Origin of the sequence: Mitsuokella sp. AF21-1AC (assembly GCF_003458855.1) — a bacterium.
Lineage (GTDB): Bacteria > Bacillota > Negativicutes > Selenomonadales > Selenomonadaceae > Mitsuokella.
Window position 1 is genome coordinate 23478 of record NZ_QRVW01000014.1, and the last position, 14863, is coordinate 38340.

At 56.2% G+C, this 14863-nt stretch carries 12 protein-coding genes and 3 tRNA genes; 14 read left to right on the forward strand and 1 reads right to left on the reverse strand.

Going from position 1 to position 14863, the window contains the following annotated elements; genetic code table 11:
- Position 1: 1 nt before the first annotated feature.
- The 9 genes from DWX75_RS06620 to DWX75_RS06660 all read left to right on the forward strand — a co-directional run bounded on the left by DWX75_RS06620 (position 2) and on the right by DWX75_RS06660 (position 6831).
- Positions 2 to 1495, forward strand: coding sequence for a UxaA family hydrolase (locus DWX75_RS06620; protein WP_118015553.1), 1494 nt, complete (start codon positions 2 to 4; stop codon positions 1493 to 1495).
- Positions 1496 to 1734: 239 nt separating this feature from the next.
- Positions 1735 to 1810: transfer RNA gene (locus tag DWX75_RS06625), tRNA-Asn, on the forward strand.
- Positions 1811 to 1812: 2 nt separating this feature from the next.
- A tRNA-Glu gene (locus DWX75_RS06630) sits at positions 1813 to 1887 on the forward strand.
- Between the two features lie 3 nt (positions 1888 to 1890).
- Positions 1891 to 1966: transfer RNA gene (locus tag DWX75_RS06635), tRNA-Val, on the forward strand.
- A gap of 66 nt (positions 1967 to 2032) precedes the next feature.
- Entirely contained in the window at positions 2033 to 2575 is a 543-nt protein-coding gene (locus tag DWX75_RS06640) for a transcription repressor NadR (RefSeq protein ID WP_118015554.1), read from the forward strand.
- Positions 2576 to 2660: 85 nt separating this feature from the next.
- Positions 2661 to 3458 carry an HD domain-containing protein gene (locus DWX75_RS06645; protein ID WP_118015555.1) on the forward strand — a complete coding sequence of 266 codons (798 nt, stop codon included), beginning with the start codon at positions 2661 to 2663 and terminating at the stop codon, positions 3456 to 3458.
- 51 nt (positions 3459 to 3509) lie between these two features.
- A complete protein-coding gene (locus DWX75_RS06650) occupies positions 3510 to 5186 on the forward strand; it encodes a glutamine--tRNA ligase/YqeY domain fusion protein (protein ID WP_118015556.1) in 1677 nt (558 codons plus the stop codon).
- A 34-nt stretch (positions 5187 to 5220) separates the two neighbouring features.
- Positions 5221 to 5526, forward strand: coding sequence for a hypothetical protein (locus DWX75_RS06655; RefSeq protein ID WP_118015557.1), 306 nt, complete (start codon positions 5221 to 5223; stop codon positions 5524 to 5526).
- A 21-nt stretch (positions 5527 to 5547) separates the two neighbouring features.
- The gene (locus DWX75_RS06660; protein ID WP_118015558.1) at positions 5548 to 6831 is read left to right on the forward strand and encodes an ArsB/NhaD family transporter; all 1284 of its coding nucleotides are present in this window, start codon (positions 5548 to 5550) and stop codon (positions 6829 to 6831) included.
- A 428-nt stretch (positions 6832 to 7259) separates the two neighbouring features.
- Here the strand turns inward: DWX75_RS06660 and putP are convergent, their stop codons facing one another.
- Positions 7260 to 8738 carry a sodium/proline symporter PutP gene (gene putP / locus DWX75_RS06670; RefSeq protein WP_369974337.1) on the reverse strand — a complete coding sequence of 493 codons (1479 nt, stop codon included), beginning with the start codon at positions 8736 to 8738 and terminating at the stop codon, positions 7260 to 7262.
- Between the two features lie 339 nt (positions 8739 to 9077).
- Here putP and DWX75_RS06675 point away from each other — a divergent pair, with 339 nt between their 5' ends.
- The 5 genes from DWX75_RS06675 to DWX75_RS06695 all read left to right on the forward strand — a co-directional run bounded on the left by DWX75_RS06675 (position 9078) and on the right by DWX75_RS06695 (position 14847).
- Positions 9078 to 10457, forward strand: coding sequence for an NAD(P)/FAD-dependent oxidoreductase (locus DWX75_RS06675; RefSeq protein WP_199497539.1), 1380 nt, complete (start codon positions 9078 to 9080; stop codon positions 10455 to 10457).
- Between the two features lie 125 nt (positions 10458 to 10582).
- Positions 10583 to 11035, forward strand: coding sequence for a DUF1934 domain-containing protein (locus DWX75_RS06680; protein WP_118015561.1), 453 nt, complete (start codon positions 10583 to 10585; stop codon positions 11033 to 11035).
- Positions 11036 to 11136: 101 nt separating this feature from the next.
- Positions 11137 to 12792 carry an arginine--tRNA ligase gene (argS, locus tag DWX75_RS06685; RefSeq protein ID WP_118015562.1) on the forward strand — a complete coding sequence of 552 codons (1656 nt, stop codon included), beginning with the start codon at positions 11137 to 11139 and terminating at the stop codon, positions 12790 to 12792.
- 48 nt (positions 12793 to 12840) lie between these two features.
- Positions 12841 to 13176, forward strand: a complete 336-nt coding sequence (rpoE, locus tag DWX75_RS06690; RefSeq protein ID WP_118015563.1) for a DNA-directed RNA polymerase subunit delta — start codon at positions 12841 to 12843, stop codon at positions 13174 to 13176.
- A gap of 69 nt (positions 13177 to 13245) precedes the next feature.
- Positions 13246 to 14847, forward strand: a complete 1602-nt coding sequence (locus DWX75_RS06695) for a CTP synthase (RefSeq protein WP_118015564.1) — start codon at positions 13246 to 13248, stop codon at positions 14845 to 14847.
- Positions 14848 to 14863 lie beyond the last annotated feature (16 nt).

The window sequence follows — 14863 nt, forward strand, 5'->3', positions numbered from 1 at the left end:
GATGGAACAGCTGATCAGGATTCATCCTGCGGATAATGTGGCAGTGGCTGTTTCTGCCTTGAAACAAGGTGAGACGGTTGCGTCAGCGGGGAAAAACATCGTGGTGCGGCAAGATATCCCTGCTGGTCATAAAATGGCCATTGTGCCGATAGCAGCAGGTGAAGATGTCATCAAGTACGGTTTTCCCATCGGGCAGGCGACCGTGGCGGTTCAGCCGGGCGAGTGGATGCATACGCACAATGTCAAAAGCAAGTTGGGAGACCTGCTGGAGTATCGCTATGAACCGCAGAAGGCACCGGCATGGCAGCCGGCAGAGGACCGGGTTCATACCTTCCAGGGCTATGAGCGCCGCGATGGCCGTGTCGGAATCCGCAATGAAGTATGGATTATCCCGACCGTCGGCTGCGTCAATGCGATAGCGCGGGAGATTGAGAAACGGGCTCAGGCTTTTGTCGGTCCGCATGTGGATGGGATTTACGCCTACAGCCATCCTTACGGCTGTTCGCAGCTGGGCGATGATTTGTGCTATACGCAGAAGTTCCTGGCAGGACTGGCACATAATCCCAATGCGGGCGGGGTATTGCTTTTGGGGCTCGGTTGTGAAAACAACAAGATGGACGCGATGCGCCAGATGCTCACCGGTGTGGACGAAGCGGGAATCAAGTTCCTCATTTGTCAGGAAGCAGAAGACGAAGTGGAAGAAGGTGTGCGCCTGGTAAGGGAATTGGCGGCTCATGCGGCTGAAACGAAACGGACGACGCAACCGTTGGCGAAATTGTGCATCGGCGTAAAATGCGGCGGCTCCGATGGATTTTCCGGCCTGACGGCCAATCCCCTGGTCGGGTCCGTTGTCAATCGTGTCACGGCAGCGGGCGGCACGGCTCTGCTGACCGAAGTGCCGGAAATGTTCGGTGCGGAAACCTTGCTGATGAACCGCTGCAGGAATGAAGCGGTGTTCCGGAAGACCGTGCGCCTCATCAACGGGTTCAAGACGTATTTCCAGAAACACGGCGAGAAAATCAATGAGAATCCGTCACCAGGCAATAAGGCAGGCGGCATCACGACTCTGGAGGATAAGTCTCTGGGCTGTGTACAAAAAGGCGGCATCGCTCCCGTGGAAGATGTGCTGCTTTATGGCGAACCCGTAAAAGAAAAGGGCCTGTCGCTTTTGCAGGCACCTGGAAATGATCTTGTTTCTTCGAATGCGCTGGCCGCTTCCGGTGCGCAGATGGTGCTTTTTACGACAGGACGCGGCACGCCGTTTTCCTGTCCGGTCCCCACGCTCAAGATTGCGAGCAACAGCCGTCTGGCCTCGTTTAAAGCGGACTGGATTGATTTCAATGCCGGCAGACTCCTGAGCGGCGAGAGCATGGAAGCTTTGTCCGAGGAATTCCTGCAATTCATTTTGAATGTGGCTTCAGGAACGTGCCATACGAAATCCGAGGCCTTGGACAAGCATGAACTGGCCATCTTCAAAGATGGTGTGACACTTTGATTTCTTGTATTTACTGAACAAGCCCGCAGCATGGGACTTTTGCTGCGGGCTTGTCTTTTGAAGAAGTGCATGTGCATCAATGCGTGAAGAGATACTGGCTCAGCAGCATGTAACGAAGCGGCGAGCCCGACCCAGACCGTGATATAGGAATCGTAATCTCACATTCCTGGAAAAAAAGGCTTGCAATCCTCTCGATTATCCAGTATAATAATACAAGTCGATACGCGAGTATCTGATATTCCTCGATAGCTCAGCCGGTAGAGCACCTGACTGTTAATCAGGCTGTCGCAGGTTCGAATCCTGCTCGAGGAGCCAATGGCTCCATCGTCAAGCGGTTAAGACACCGCCCTTTCACGGCGGGTTCCTGGGTTCGAATCCCATTGGCGTCACCATTCGGGCGATTAGCTCAGCTGGGAGAGCGCTTGCCTTACAAGCAAGATGTCAGCAGTTCGATCCTGTTATCGCCCACCATTTTGTACGCATAGCTGCCGTGAGGCAGCTTTTTTTGTTTTGCTGGTTTATGGGGGAGTGGTATTCGTGCATACGGAAGAACGGCGCCGCCTGCTCTTGGCACGGCTCAGGAAAGCAAAGCAGCCGCTGACCGGGACCAAGCTGGCCCGGGAACTTGAGGTCAGCCGCCAGATCATTGTCGGCGATATCAGTATCCTGCGGGCGCAGGGCGCACAGATCTTTGCCACGCCGCGCGGGTATATCCTGCCGGAGTCCGGTGAGGGGGCGGCGATGCTGGCGACGCTTGTCTGCCGTCATGATGCGGCCGGCATGGAGCCAGAGCTTCAGGCCATCGTCGACAATGGCGGTGCCGTGCTTGATGTCATCGTCGAACATCCTGTTTACGGGGCAATTCGCGGCGATCTCCTGCTTGAGAGCCGCCGCGATATCCGTCGCTTCCTGACGAAGATGAAGAAGTGCCAGGCCAATCCGCTGCTGGTCGTGACGGGCGGCATCCACATGCATACCGTCCGCATCCCCGACGAGGAGACTCTGGCGGCCATCCGTGACGATTTGCGGAACCTTGGTATCCTTGTGGAGGACGAGGTGAAGCACAGCGGCGTTAAATAGATGGAATTGCGTCAAAACATGGTTCGTAGTATAATGTAAGCATTAGTCACGAGGTGACGATTGCCTGGAAGGGAAGGAACATACGATGCAGGAATTGCTCAAAGAAATGCATGCCTGGATGGATGCCTATATGAAATCGTTCCATACCGATGACGAAGAAGTGATGCAGGGAATCCGCATCAAGGAAATCCATACGGGGTACGTAACCACCCATGCCATCGCCCTGGCAAAACATCTGCACCTTTCTGCGCATGATGTTGCCCTGGCGGAAATCATGGGTCTTTTTCATGATGTGGGGCGCTTTCGCCAGTACAGCCTCTACAAGACCTTCAATGATGCCGAGTCGGAAGATCACGCGGATCTTGGGCTCAAGGTCCTGTCGGAGCTTGACTTCATGAAGAAGCTGGCCCCCGAGGATGAGGAGCTCGTGCGGTTCGCGATTTCACGCCACAATAAAAAGGAAATCGGCCCGGTGGCGGACCGGCGCCATCTTGTCTTTGCCCAGATCATCCGCGATGCCGATAAGCTCGATATTTATCGTGTCCTGTCGCCGTTCTTGACGCCGGATGGTGCGGAAAAGGCGCCGAAGTTCATCGCATCCGATGCCAGTCAGCTTGTCAGCCCGGATTTCATCGAGGATTTCAAGGCCGGACGGCAGGCGGATTACCGCAAGCTGCGCACGCATGGCGACCGCAAGCTCGTGCGTCTGCTCTGGGTCTACGACATTTACTTCAACTGGACGCTGCGGGAAATCGTCAAGCGGGGCTACATTGAACGCATCATCAGGTACCTGCCGGATCAGCCGGGCATGGAAGAGGGCGTGGCACGCCTGCGCACGTATGTGGAGAAACGATGTAAAGAAGAGGATTCAGCGGGAATCTGAGTTCCTGACTGGACGTTTGGACAGGAATAGAGAGACGAGGAGAGATATCAGATGGCAGAAAAGATCACCATGGCTTCCAACTTCATCCAGAACATGATCGAGGAAGATCTCAAGAATGGCAAGTATACGGAAGGCATCCATACGCGTTTCCCACCCGAACCGAATGGCTATCTTCACATCGGCCATGCCAAATCCATTTGCTTGAATTTCGGTCTTGCCGAGTACAATCACGGCCTTTGCAACCTGCGTTTTGATGATACGAATCCGACGAAGGAAGATACGGAATACGTTGATTCCATCCAGGAGGATATCCGCTGGCTCGGCTTCAGCTGGGGCAACCGCAAATTCTACGCATCGGACTACTTTGACAAGCTCTATGACTTTGCGGTAACGCTCATCAAGAAGGGCCTGGCTTATGTCGACGATCTTTCGGCTGAGGAGATCAAGGCGTATCGCGGCACGCTGACGGAGCCGGGCAAGGAGAGCCCGTACCGCAGCCGCAGCGTCGAGGAAAACCTCGATCTCTTTGCACGCATGAAGGCCGGTGAATTCGCCGACGGCGAAAAGGTCCTGCGCGCCAAGATCGACATGGCTTCGCCGAATCTCGTCATGCGCGATACGGTCATTTACCGCATTGCCCATGCGCATCATCATCGCACGGGCGACAAGTGGTGCATCTATCCGATGTACGATTTCGCACATCCGCTCTCCGATGCCATCGAGGGCATCACGCATTCCGTCTGCACGCTGGAGTTTGAGGAGCATCGTCCGTTCTACGACTGGCTGCTCGATTCCCTCGGCTTCGATCCAAATACGCGTCCGCGCCAGATCGAGTTTGCCCGCCTGAATCTCACGAACACGGTCACGAGCAAGCGCAAGCTGCGCCAGCTCGTCGAAGAGGGCTATGTGCGCGGCTGGGACGATCCGCGCATGCCGACCATCTCAGGCCTGCGCCGCCGCGGCTACACGCCGGCTTCCATCCGCAACTTCTGCAGGGAAATCGGCGTCGCCAAGGCCGACAGCATCGTCGACGTCGCAATGCTCGAGCACGAGGTCCGCGCGGATCTCAACGAGAATGCCGACCGCGTCATGGCCGTGCTGCACCCGTTGAAGGTCGTCATCACGAACTATCCGGAAGACAAGGAAGAGTGGCTGCTGGCGGACAACAACCCCGTGCACGGCGGCCACCGCTTCGTGCCGTTCTCCCGCACGATCTACATCGAGCAGGAAGACTTCATGGAGGAGCCGCCCAAGAAATACTTCCGCCTGAAGCCGGGTGGAGAGGTACGTCTCAAGCATGCCTACATCATCAAATGTGAGGAAGTCGTAAAGGATGAGCAGGGCAATATCACGGAGCTTCGCTGCACGGCGGATCTTGAATCCAAGACGGGCGGCAGGACAGCCGGCCGCAAGATCAAGGGCACAATCCACTGGGTTGCTGAGAAGACGGCTCTCGACGCCGAGGTACGCCTCTACGATTACCTCATTGAAACGGATGAAAACGGCAATGTGCCGAAGGATTTCATTGCGGCACTCAACAAGGACTCGCTGCAGGTCATTGAGCATGCTCTGGTAGAGCCTTCGGTCAAGCTCACGGCGGCGGGAACGCACTATCAGTTCCTGCGCGTCGGCTACTTCGTGGTTGATCCCGATACGACGCCGGATCACCTCGTATTCAACCGTGTGGTCGGGCTGCGCGACAGCTGGGCAAAGGTCAGCGCCAAGTGAGGTAGAGAGGATTCAGAGGAAAGAGGGGCTGAAGATGACGAAAATACCAAAGAACTTGACGGATAAGGATATGTTCAAGGATTACGTGGAGGACATGTCCATCGAAGATCATTTCGTGCGTGCGGAGCAGACGGCGAAGAAGAAGCGTCAGCAGGAGGCTGAGCAGCCGGTTCCGGCTGAACTGACCCGTGCCGGCTTTACGCCGCAGCTCACGGATGAACTGGGACGCGCGCTGCTGCAGCTCAAGATGGAGCTCTTCCGCGCCGGCGTCAAGTCGTATACGTTCAAGATCAAGCGCGATGGGGAAAGCATCGTCCTGACACCGAAGTATAAGCAGTAAGAGAGAAGGAAGTGGAATCCATTGGTTAGCTCAACCACTCTGGCCATCACGATTTTCGTGATTGCCTATGCACTGATCATCTCGGAAAAAGTACACCGCACGATTGTGGGGATTTGCGGTGCCATGCTGATGATCCTTTGCGGCATCATCGATCAGGATACGGCCATACGCCATATTGATTTCAACACACTGGGCCTGCTCATGGGCATGATGATCATCGTGAACATCACGAGTGAGACGGGACTCTTCAATTTTCTGGCCATCTGGTCGGCAAAAAAGGTCAAGGCACGGCCAATCGCCCTGCTCATTGCCCTTTCCGCTCTGACAATGGTCTGCTCGGCCCTGCTCGACAATGTCACGACGGTGCTTCTGACCGTGCCGATCACCTTCAGCATCACGTCACAGCTCAAGGTCGATGTCAAGCCGTATCTGATCTCGCAGATCCTGGCGTCCAATATCGGCGGCACGGCCACGCTCATTGGCGACCCGCCGAACATCATGATCGGCAGCGCCGTCGGCCTGAACTTCATGGATTTCGTCAATAACCTGACGGGTATCTGCATCCTGATTTTCTTCGTGGTGGAGCTGGTGCTCATTGCCATTTACGGGCGCGAGCTGCGTACACAGCCGGATCTGCAGGAGCGCGTCATGCGCCTCAATGCCAAAAGCCAGATTGCCAATCCGCAGCTCCTGAAGAAATGCCTCTTTGTCATCTTCATTACGATCAGCCTGTTCGTCTGCCACGACAAACTGGGACTGCAGACGGCTACGGCGGCACTCTCGGGTGCGGGCCTGCTGCTGCTCATCACGTATACGCGCAATGAGAGCATGATCGCCAAGGTGCTTTCCAAGGTGGAATGGCTGGCTATCTTCTTCTTCGCCGGCCTTTTCATCCTGGTCGGCGCTTTGGTTGAGACGGGCGTCATCAAGATGCTGGCCGCAGAGGCCATGCAGCTGACGAGCGGCAGCGTCAATGCGACGGCCATGCTCGTGCTCTGGATGAGTGCCTTTGCTTCGGCGTTCATCGATAACATCCCGTTTGTCGCGACGCTGATCCCGCTGATCCAGGATATGGGCCAGATGGGTATCACGAATCTCGACCCGATCTGGTGGTCGCTGTCGCTCGGTGCCTGCCTCGGCGGCAATGGTACGCTGATCGGTGCAAGCGCCAACGTGGTGGTGGCTTCGATGGCTGCCCAGCGTGGCAAGCAGATTTCGTTCCTGGGCTTTATGAAAATCGCATTCCCCGTCATGATCCTGACGATCCTGATCTCGAATGTGTACGTCTGGCTGCGTTATCTTTGAGCCGTCATACATGTGAATACAGATTAAAATCCGCTGTCATTTGGGCAGCGGATTTTTGCCGTGCAATGATTTGATTTCAGACAGTGAGATATATCAGCTTCGGCGTATTGCTCTTTTGCAGGGACAGAGGGCAGGGCCGGGCCGGGCAACACTTCGCGAAGTCGGGCTGCTAAATCGATTTTTTCCCTTTCAATGTATCCTGCCAAAAGAACGAAACGCGCTTTGCTTGAACGACGCTCTTTTGACAGGGTTCTGGCAGGGAAAAAATCGATTCTTCACGCAGCGCGACAACGCTCCGCTTTTGCCCAGCCCGGCCTGCCGGCTGTTCCTTGCGAAAATACAAGGTGATGGTACTGCAGGATGGTTGGAGCAATTGCTTTTTTGTAATAAAAAAGCTGCCGTTTGGGGCGGCAGCTTGGAGAATCATTTTAGATGTTGCTGTGATTGACTTTCTCGAAAGTCTCGAGGATGGCACGGTCGGGTTCTTCCCCACAGCGGCTGACAATCCAGATGGCAGCTGCGGAGAACAGGAAGCCCGGTACGATCTCATAGAGTCCGAAGAAGGCGAACTGCTTCCAGATGAGGACCGTGAGGCCGCCGACGACGATGCCGGCGAGCACGCCGTTGCGCGTCGTGCGCTTCCAGAAGAGGCTCATGAGCAGAGCCGGGCCGAAGGCGGCGCCGAAGCCGGCCCAGGCGTAGGAAACCATGTCGAGGATGAAGTTGTTCGGATTGAGTCCGAGGAAGATGGCGAGGCTCGCGATGACGAGGACGCTGGCGCGGGAAATCCAGACGAGCTCGGTCTGTTCGGCATCCTTGCGCAGCCAGGTGCGATAGAAGTCCTGTGCGAAGGCCGAAGCTGCGACGAGCAGCTGCGAGGAGGCCGTGCTCATGATGGCTGCGAGAACAGCCGAGAGGATGAGGCCCGTCGCAATTGGCGGGAAGAGTTCATTCGTCATGACGAGGAAGACCGTTTCCGAGGCCGGACCTTCAAGCGGCGTCGTGAGGTAGACGCGGCCGACCATGCCAACGGCGACGGCTGCTGCCAGGGACAGGATGACCCAGGTCATGGCGATATGCGTTGCCTGCTTGACTTCTTTGGACGTGCGGATGGCCATGAAGCGCACGAGGATGTGCGGTTGGCCGAAGTAGCCGATACCCCAGGCCAGAAGGGAAATGAGCTCGATGAAACCGAGCGTGGAGCCGTCGGCCTTGGTCAGAGGCTCGAGCATGGAGGCCTGCACATTCTGGATGGCACTGACGGTGGCTTCAAAGCCGCCGCACTGCATGGCGCCGCAGATCGGCACGACGAGGATGGCGAAGAACATCATGACGCCCTGGATGAAGTCGGTGCGCGAGACGGCCAGGAAGCCGCCGACGAGCGTATAGAAGACGACGGAGCCGGCGCCGATGAAGATGGCGTATTCGTAAGGGATGCCAAAGACCGTCTCGAAGAGGCGGCCGGCCGATACGAAGCCCGAGGACGTGTAGATGACGAAGAAAATCAGGATGAAGATGGCGGGAATGATGCGCAGCAGGCCCGATTTGTCATGATAGCGGTTCTGCAGGAATTCCGGCAGGGTCAGGGAATTGTTGGCAAGCTCCGTGTATTTGCGCAGGCGCGCTGCGACGAAATGCCAGTTGGCCCAGGTGCCGATGGCGATGCCGACGGCAATCCAGCCGGCGTTGAGGCCGGAAAGATACGCGAAGCCCGGTACGCCCATGAGCATCCAGCCGCTCATATCCGATGCTTCAGCCGAGAGCGAGGTGACCCAGGCACCGAGTTTACGGTTGCCGAGGAAGTAATCGCTCATATTGCGCGTGCGCCGGTAGTAGTAGACGCCAATCGCCATCATGAAACCAATGTACAATACAAAGGTGTTGATGATTGCAAGATCATGTGTCAAGGTAAATCCTCCTTTTGTTATCATGTTTACATGAATAGTTCAATTATAGGGGAGAAAAGAGGGAGAATGCAATACTTATTTATATGGTATGCATAAAAATATGGCATAGTGAACAAAATCTATAAATTTTTTCTAAAAAAGACTTGCATTTGTAAGCTCATTCCCTTATAATACATAAGGTTTGAACGCAGGAGATGGCCTTGAACGGGGCCAAAGGAGTCTGCGCTCTTTTGCTGTGCGCTGCTTCGGGCGCGGCAGATAAAGGAATGGGACTCCTTTTCTGATTATTGCGATTTCAATAAGGCTGAAAGGTTGAGAATGATGAATGGAGGATTTCCTATGGAACGGTATGATGTGGCAGTGGTGGGCGGCGGTCCGGCCGGTGTGATGACGGCCTATGAGCTTGTGGAGAAGAAGCCGGATCTGCGCGTGCTGGTGCTTGAGAGCGGCAAGGATATCTATCACCGCGTCTGCCCGATTTCGGCAGGCAAGGTCAAGAGCTGCATCGGCTGCAAGCCGTGCAGCATCATGCGCGGCTTCGGCGGCGCCGGTGCGTTCTCCGATGGCAAATACAACTTCACGACGAAGTTCGGCGGCTGGCTCAACGAGTATCTGCCGGACGATGAAGTCATGGATCTCATTGAGTATGTTGACAAGATCAACATGAAGCATGGTGCACCCGCACAGGTCTACTCGACGAAGGGCTCAGACATCGGCCGCCTGGCGCTGCAGCATGATCTGCACCTTCTGAGCGCCAGCGTGCGCCATCTTGGCACGGAGAACAACCTCCGCATGCTGGAACGCACATATGAATATCTCAAGGACAAGGTGGAGTTCCGCTTTGAATGCCCGGTCGCGCATATCGAATCAGACGGGCAGGGGGATAACCGCCTGGAACTTGAGAACGGCGAGACGATTGCAGCCGCGTATCTCGTCGTCGCACCGGGCCGTGCCGGTTCGGAATGGTTCTCGGATGAATGCGACCGCCTTGGCGTCGAGCAGGAGAACAACCGCGTCGATGTCGGCGTCCGCGTCGAAGTGCCCGATGAGGTCTGGAACGATATCACGAGCCAGGTCTACGAGGCCAAGCTCCTGTACCGCACGAAGCAGTACGGCGATTTTGTGCGCACGTTCTGCATGAACCCGCACGGCCACGTCGTCATGGAGAACACCGACGGCATCGTGACGGTCAACGGCCACTCGTACAGCGACCCGAAGCTGCAGAGCCACAACACGAACTTTGCGCTGCTCGTCTCGAATCACTTCACGGAACCATTCAAGGCGCCGCATCAGTATGGCAAGCGCATCGCGTCGTTCTCGAACATGCTCGGCGGCGGCATCATCGTGCAGCGTTACGGCGATCTCATCAAGGGACGCCGCACGAATGCGCACCGCATGAGCAAGAGTTTCACGAAGCCGACGCTCGCAGCGACGCCGGGCGATCTCTCGCTTGTTCTGCCGAAGCGTCATCTCGACAACATTATCGAGATGATTCAGGCGCTCAATTACGTCGCACCGGGCATGACGAATGACGATACGCTGCTCTACGGCGTCGAGGTCAAGTTCTACAGCTCCCGCGTCGTCCTCTCGAAGGAACTTGAGACGAAGCTCAAGAACGTCTTTGCCATCGGTGACGGCGCCGGCGTGACGCGCGGCCTTTCGCAGGCAGCGGCCAGCGGTGTCTACGTGGCGCGCAGGATCCTCAGCCGCATGGCGTGAAAATATCCGTAGAAAAGGGAAGGGAGACGGGCTTTTGCCCGCGCTTCTTTCCCTAAAATTTTTGTTGGCAAGGCCCGTCCGTTGAGATATAATAATATACAGTGTAATTTCAAGGAGGCAGCTGGATGAGTGAGCAGAATCCGGTCGTAGTGCGGGTCAAGGGCTCCTTTCGCGATGCGGAGGGCAGGGAAGATGAAATCCTGACCGTGGCGAAGGGACGTCATTATTTTCATCGGGACAAGCATTATGTGCTTTACGATGATGAAGACCTGCAGCAGGGTACCAAAACACCGACTGTCTTGAAGATCGGGCAGGAAGCCATGACGCTTCTGCGGCACGGCAGCGTGGAACAGGAGCAGCGTTTCGAGCGCGGCACGGAGAAACGCAGCACGTACCGCACCCCGTATGGGAATATCGACCTGGCCGTGCGCACCGAGGAACTGTCCGTTCACTATGAGGACGGGGAAGCCGAGGGAATCGTGGATATCCGCTATGACCTTTTTGTCAATGGTGCCTTTCAGAGCAGCAACCGGCTGCACATCGAGGTCGAAGAAGACAGGAACAAACAGGATAAATAAAGGAAACATTTAGGATAGATAGAATGGATTCGATTCCAGCTTGCCAGTTACTGGGATCGATGGTACGAAATCTGGCAAACGTCGGATAGGAGGAAAATTTCTTGGAGATCAAAGAGATACTGACAAAGGCCATTGAAGAGGCCGCAAAGGCCGCTGTGGCCGAGGGCGTATTCCCGGCAGGCGAGCTGCCGCAGGTCGTGCTGGAGGTGCCGCCGCAGAAGGAGTTCGGCGATTTCGCCACCAACTTTGCCATGCAGTCGGCACGCGTGTTCCACAAGAACCCGCGCCAGATTGCCGAGGAGATTGCGGGGCGCATCACAGGGGACTGGCTGGATCATACACAGATCGCCGGTCCTGGCTTCCTGAATTTTTACCTCAAGGGCAACGTGCTCTACGATAATTTCCAGTCCATCCTCGATGCCGGAGAATCGTTTGGCAATCTCCCGAAGAAGGATGCTCCGAAGATCCAGGTCGAGTATGTCAGCGCCAATCCGACGGGCCTGCTGCACGTTGGCCATGGCCGCGGTGCGGCAGCCGGCTCGGCGCTCGTCAATTTGCTGCGCGCTGCCGGCTATCCGGTGGAGAGCGAGTATTACATCAACGATGCGGGCAACCAGATGAACAATCTGGCCCGCTCCGTCAATGCCCGCTACCTGGAACTCCTCGGACAGGATGTCGAATTCCCCGAGGACGGTTACCACGGGCAGGACATCATTGATACGGCTCAGCGCATCCTCGACCGCGATGGCGACAAGTACCTTTCGCTGAGCGAGGAAGAGCGACTGGCCATCTTCAAGGATCTCGCGTATCATGAAAAACTGGCCATCCTCAAGGAAGATCTTGAGAAATTCCACGTGACGTTCGACAACTGGTTCAGCGAGCGCACGCTGCATCCCGATGCCGTGCGCAAGGTCGTGGAGATCCTTCAGGAAAAGGGCGACATCTATGAGAAGGACGGCGCGCTCTGGCTGAAGTCCACGGCTTACGGCGATGACAAGGACCGCGTCGTCATCCGCGACAATGGCGTGCCGACGTATCTCGCCGCCGATATTGCCTACCATCACAACAAGTATGAACGCGGGTTTGACCGCCTCATCAATATTTGGGGCGCTGACCATCACGGCTATGTCTGCCGCGTCAAGGCCGCCATGCAGGCGCTTGGCCATGATCCTGAGAAGCTCACGGTCCTGCTGCTGCAGATGGTCAGCCTCTACCGCGGCGGCGAACTCGTCAAGATGAGCAAGCGCACGGGCCAGAGCGTCACGCTCAACGAGCTCATGGAAGAAGTCGGCACTGATGCAGCCCGCTACTTCTTCCTGATGCGCTCGCTCGACAGCCAGCTCGATTTTGATCTCGATCTCGCCAAGAAGAAGTCGAATGACAATCCGGTCTACTACATCCAGTATGCGCATGCGCGCATCTGCAGCATCTTCCGTCAGGCGGAAGAGACGAAGCTGGTGCTCGGCAAGGCGCCGAAGCTTTCCCTGCTGACGGATGAGAGTGAGATTGACCTCATCAAGAAAATCGAGAGCTATCCGGAAGAAGTCGAAAAGGCCGCAGCCGACTACGCGCCGCAGCGCATTGCCCGTTACAGCTATGACCTGGCATCACTTTTCCACAGCTTCTACAATAAGTGCCGCATCATGGGCGTTGACCATGATCTTGCAGAGGCCCGCCTGGCCCTCGTGACGGTTACGGCCCATGTCATCCGCCACAGCCTCGGCATCCTCGGCGTTTCGGCACCGGAACACATGTAATTTGCAGGCAGCTGCAGGCGTGCCAATCAAGAAGGGAGAACCATCAGAATGGATTTCATCAATAGCTCAGAAGTCGATGTCGCCTACCACATCCTGACGCAGGCAGGCAAGACGATGTATTACAAGGATCTCGTGCTCGAGGTCATCGAGAAGAAGTGCAAGCCGGTCCAGTCGCTTTCGGCTGCGATCTCAGAGGTTTATACGCTCATCAATATGGACAGCCGTTTCCATTATGAAGGCGAGGGCCAGTGGGGCCTCACGGAGTGGAATCCGCCCGAGGTCAAGCGCTCTCATGCCAGCCGTTCGACGAGCTCCGGTTCCAGCAAGGCTGCCGCACGTGCCAGCAGCAACCGCAAAAAGAAGCTCGAGAGCATCCAGGAGTGAGTTGACACCCCTTGGGAAAGGGGTTAGAATAGTCAGCATGTGTTAAAGAGTGAAACAGGAGGCAGTTCCATGGCAAAGTATATTTTCGTTACCGGTGGCGTCGTTTCTTCCCTGGGAAAAGGCATCACGGCCGCCTCTCTCGGCCGACTACTCAAGAGCCGGGGGATCAAGGTCACGATCCAGAAGTTCGATCCGTACATCAACATCGATCCGGGCACGATGAGTCCGTATCAGCATGGTGAGGTATTTGTCACGGACGATGGCGCGGAAACGGATTTGGACCTCGGCCATTACGAGCGTTTCATCGACATCAACCTGACGAAGAATTCCAACATCACGACGGGCAAGGTTTACTGGTCCGTGCTCAACAAGGAGCGCAAGGGTGAGTACCTCGGCTCCACGGTGCAGGTCATCCCGCACATCACGAATGAGATCAAGCAGAAGGTATACGATGTTGCCAAGGCTGATGGTGCGGATGTCGTCATCACGGAAATCGGCGGCACGGTCGGCGATATCGAGAGCCAGCCGTTCCTCGAGGCCATCCGTCAGGTCAAGAAGGAAGTCGGCCCGAACGATACGCTCTACATCCATGTGACGCTCCTGCCGTACATCTCGGCTGCCGGCGAACTCAAGACGAAACCGACGCAGCACAGCGTCAAGGAATTGCGTGCCATCGGTATCCAGCCGGATATCCTCGTCTGCCGCACGGAGAAGACGATCTCCAAGGAGATGAAGGATAAGATTGCGATGTTCTGCGATGTCCAGCCGGAAGCGGTCATCGAGAACCGCACGGCTTCGACCATCTATGAAGTGCCGCTGATGATGCAGAAGGAAGGCCTTGACCGGTTTGCCCTGAAGAAGCTCAATATGGATTACGGTCCTGCTGACATGAGCGAATGGGAGAAGATGGTCTATAAGATCAATCATCCGCAGAAACGCGTCAAGATTGCCGTTGTCGGCAAGTATGTCGAGCTGCCCGATGCCTATATCTCGGTGACGGAGGCCCTGCACCACGGTGCCATCGCCAATGATGCCGCAGTCAAGATCCACTGGGTCAATGCCGAGAACATTGAGGACCCGGAAACGGACCTCGATGAGGTTTTCGTGGGCTGCAAGGGCATCCTCGTGCCGGGCGGTTTCGGCGACCGCGGTGTTGAAGGCAAGATCAAGGCCATCGAGTATGCGCGCGAGCACAAGATTCCGTTCCTCGGCCTCTGCCTCGGCATGCAGTGCGCCGTCATCGAGTTTGCCCGTCACGTCTGCGGCATGGAAGATGCGCATTCGACGGAGTTCAATCCGGAGACGACGCATCCGGTCATTTCGCTGATGGAGTCCCAGCAGGGAATCGTCAAGAAGGGCGGTACGATGCGCCTGGGCTCGTATCCGTGCAAGATCACGAACGGCACGCATGCGAAGGAAGCTTATGGCACGAACCTCATCCAGGAACGCCATCGCCATCGCTTTGAATTCAACAACGAATACCGCGGCGCCCTGACGGAGAAGGGCCTCGTCATTGCGGGCACTCTGCCGGATGACAGTCTCGTCGAGATGATTGAGGTCAAGGATCATCCGTGGTTCGTGGCCACGCAGGCTCACCCGGAACTCAAATCCCGCCCGAACAACCCGCATCCGCTGTTCCGTGATTTTGTCAAGGCGGCTTTGGAGAAATAATTTACAAAACGAGACA

Bases quoted from the DNA above. Each gene is read 5' to 3' on its own strand.
- rpoE (WP_118015563.1), top strand. From the start codon at position 12,841: ATGGATTTCATCAATAGCTCAGAAGTCGATGTCGCCTACCACATCCTG.
- DWX75_RS06680 (WP_118015561.1), top strand. From the start codon at position 10,583: ATGAGTGAGCAGAATCCGGTCGTAGTGCGGGTCAAGGGCTCCTTTCGC.
- DWX75_RS06655 (WP_118015557.1), top strand. From the start codon at position 5,221: ATGACGAAAATACCAAAGAACTTGACGGATAAGGATATGTTCAAGGAT.
- DWX75_RS06650 (WP_118015556.1), top strand. From the start codon at position 3,510: ATGGCAGAAAAGATCACCATGGCTTCCAACTTCATCCAGAACATGATC.
- DWX75_RS06675 (WP_199497539.1), top strand. From the start codon at position 9,078: ATGGAACGGTATGATGTGGCAGTGGTGGGCGGCGGTCCGGCCGGTGTG.
- DWX75_RS06695 (WP_118015564.1), top strand. From the start codon at position 13,246: ATGGCAAAGTATATTTTCGTTACCGGTGGCGTCGTTTCTTCCCTGGGA.
- DWX75_RS06645 (WP_118015555.1), top strand. From the start codon at position 2,661: ATGCAGGAATTGCTCAAAGAAATGCATGCCTGGATGGATGCCTATATG.
- DWX75_RS06620 (WP_118015553.1), top strand. From the start codon at position 2: ATGGAACAGCTGATCAGGATTCATCCTGCGGATAATGTGGCAGTGGCT.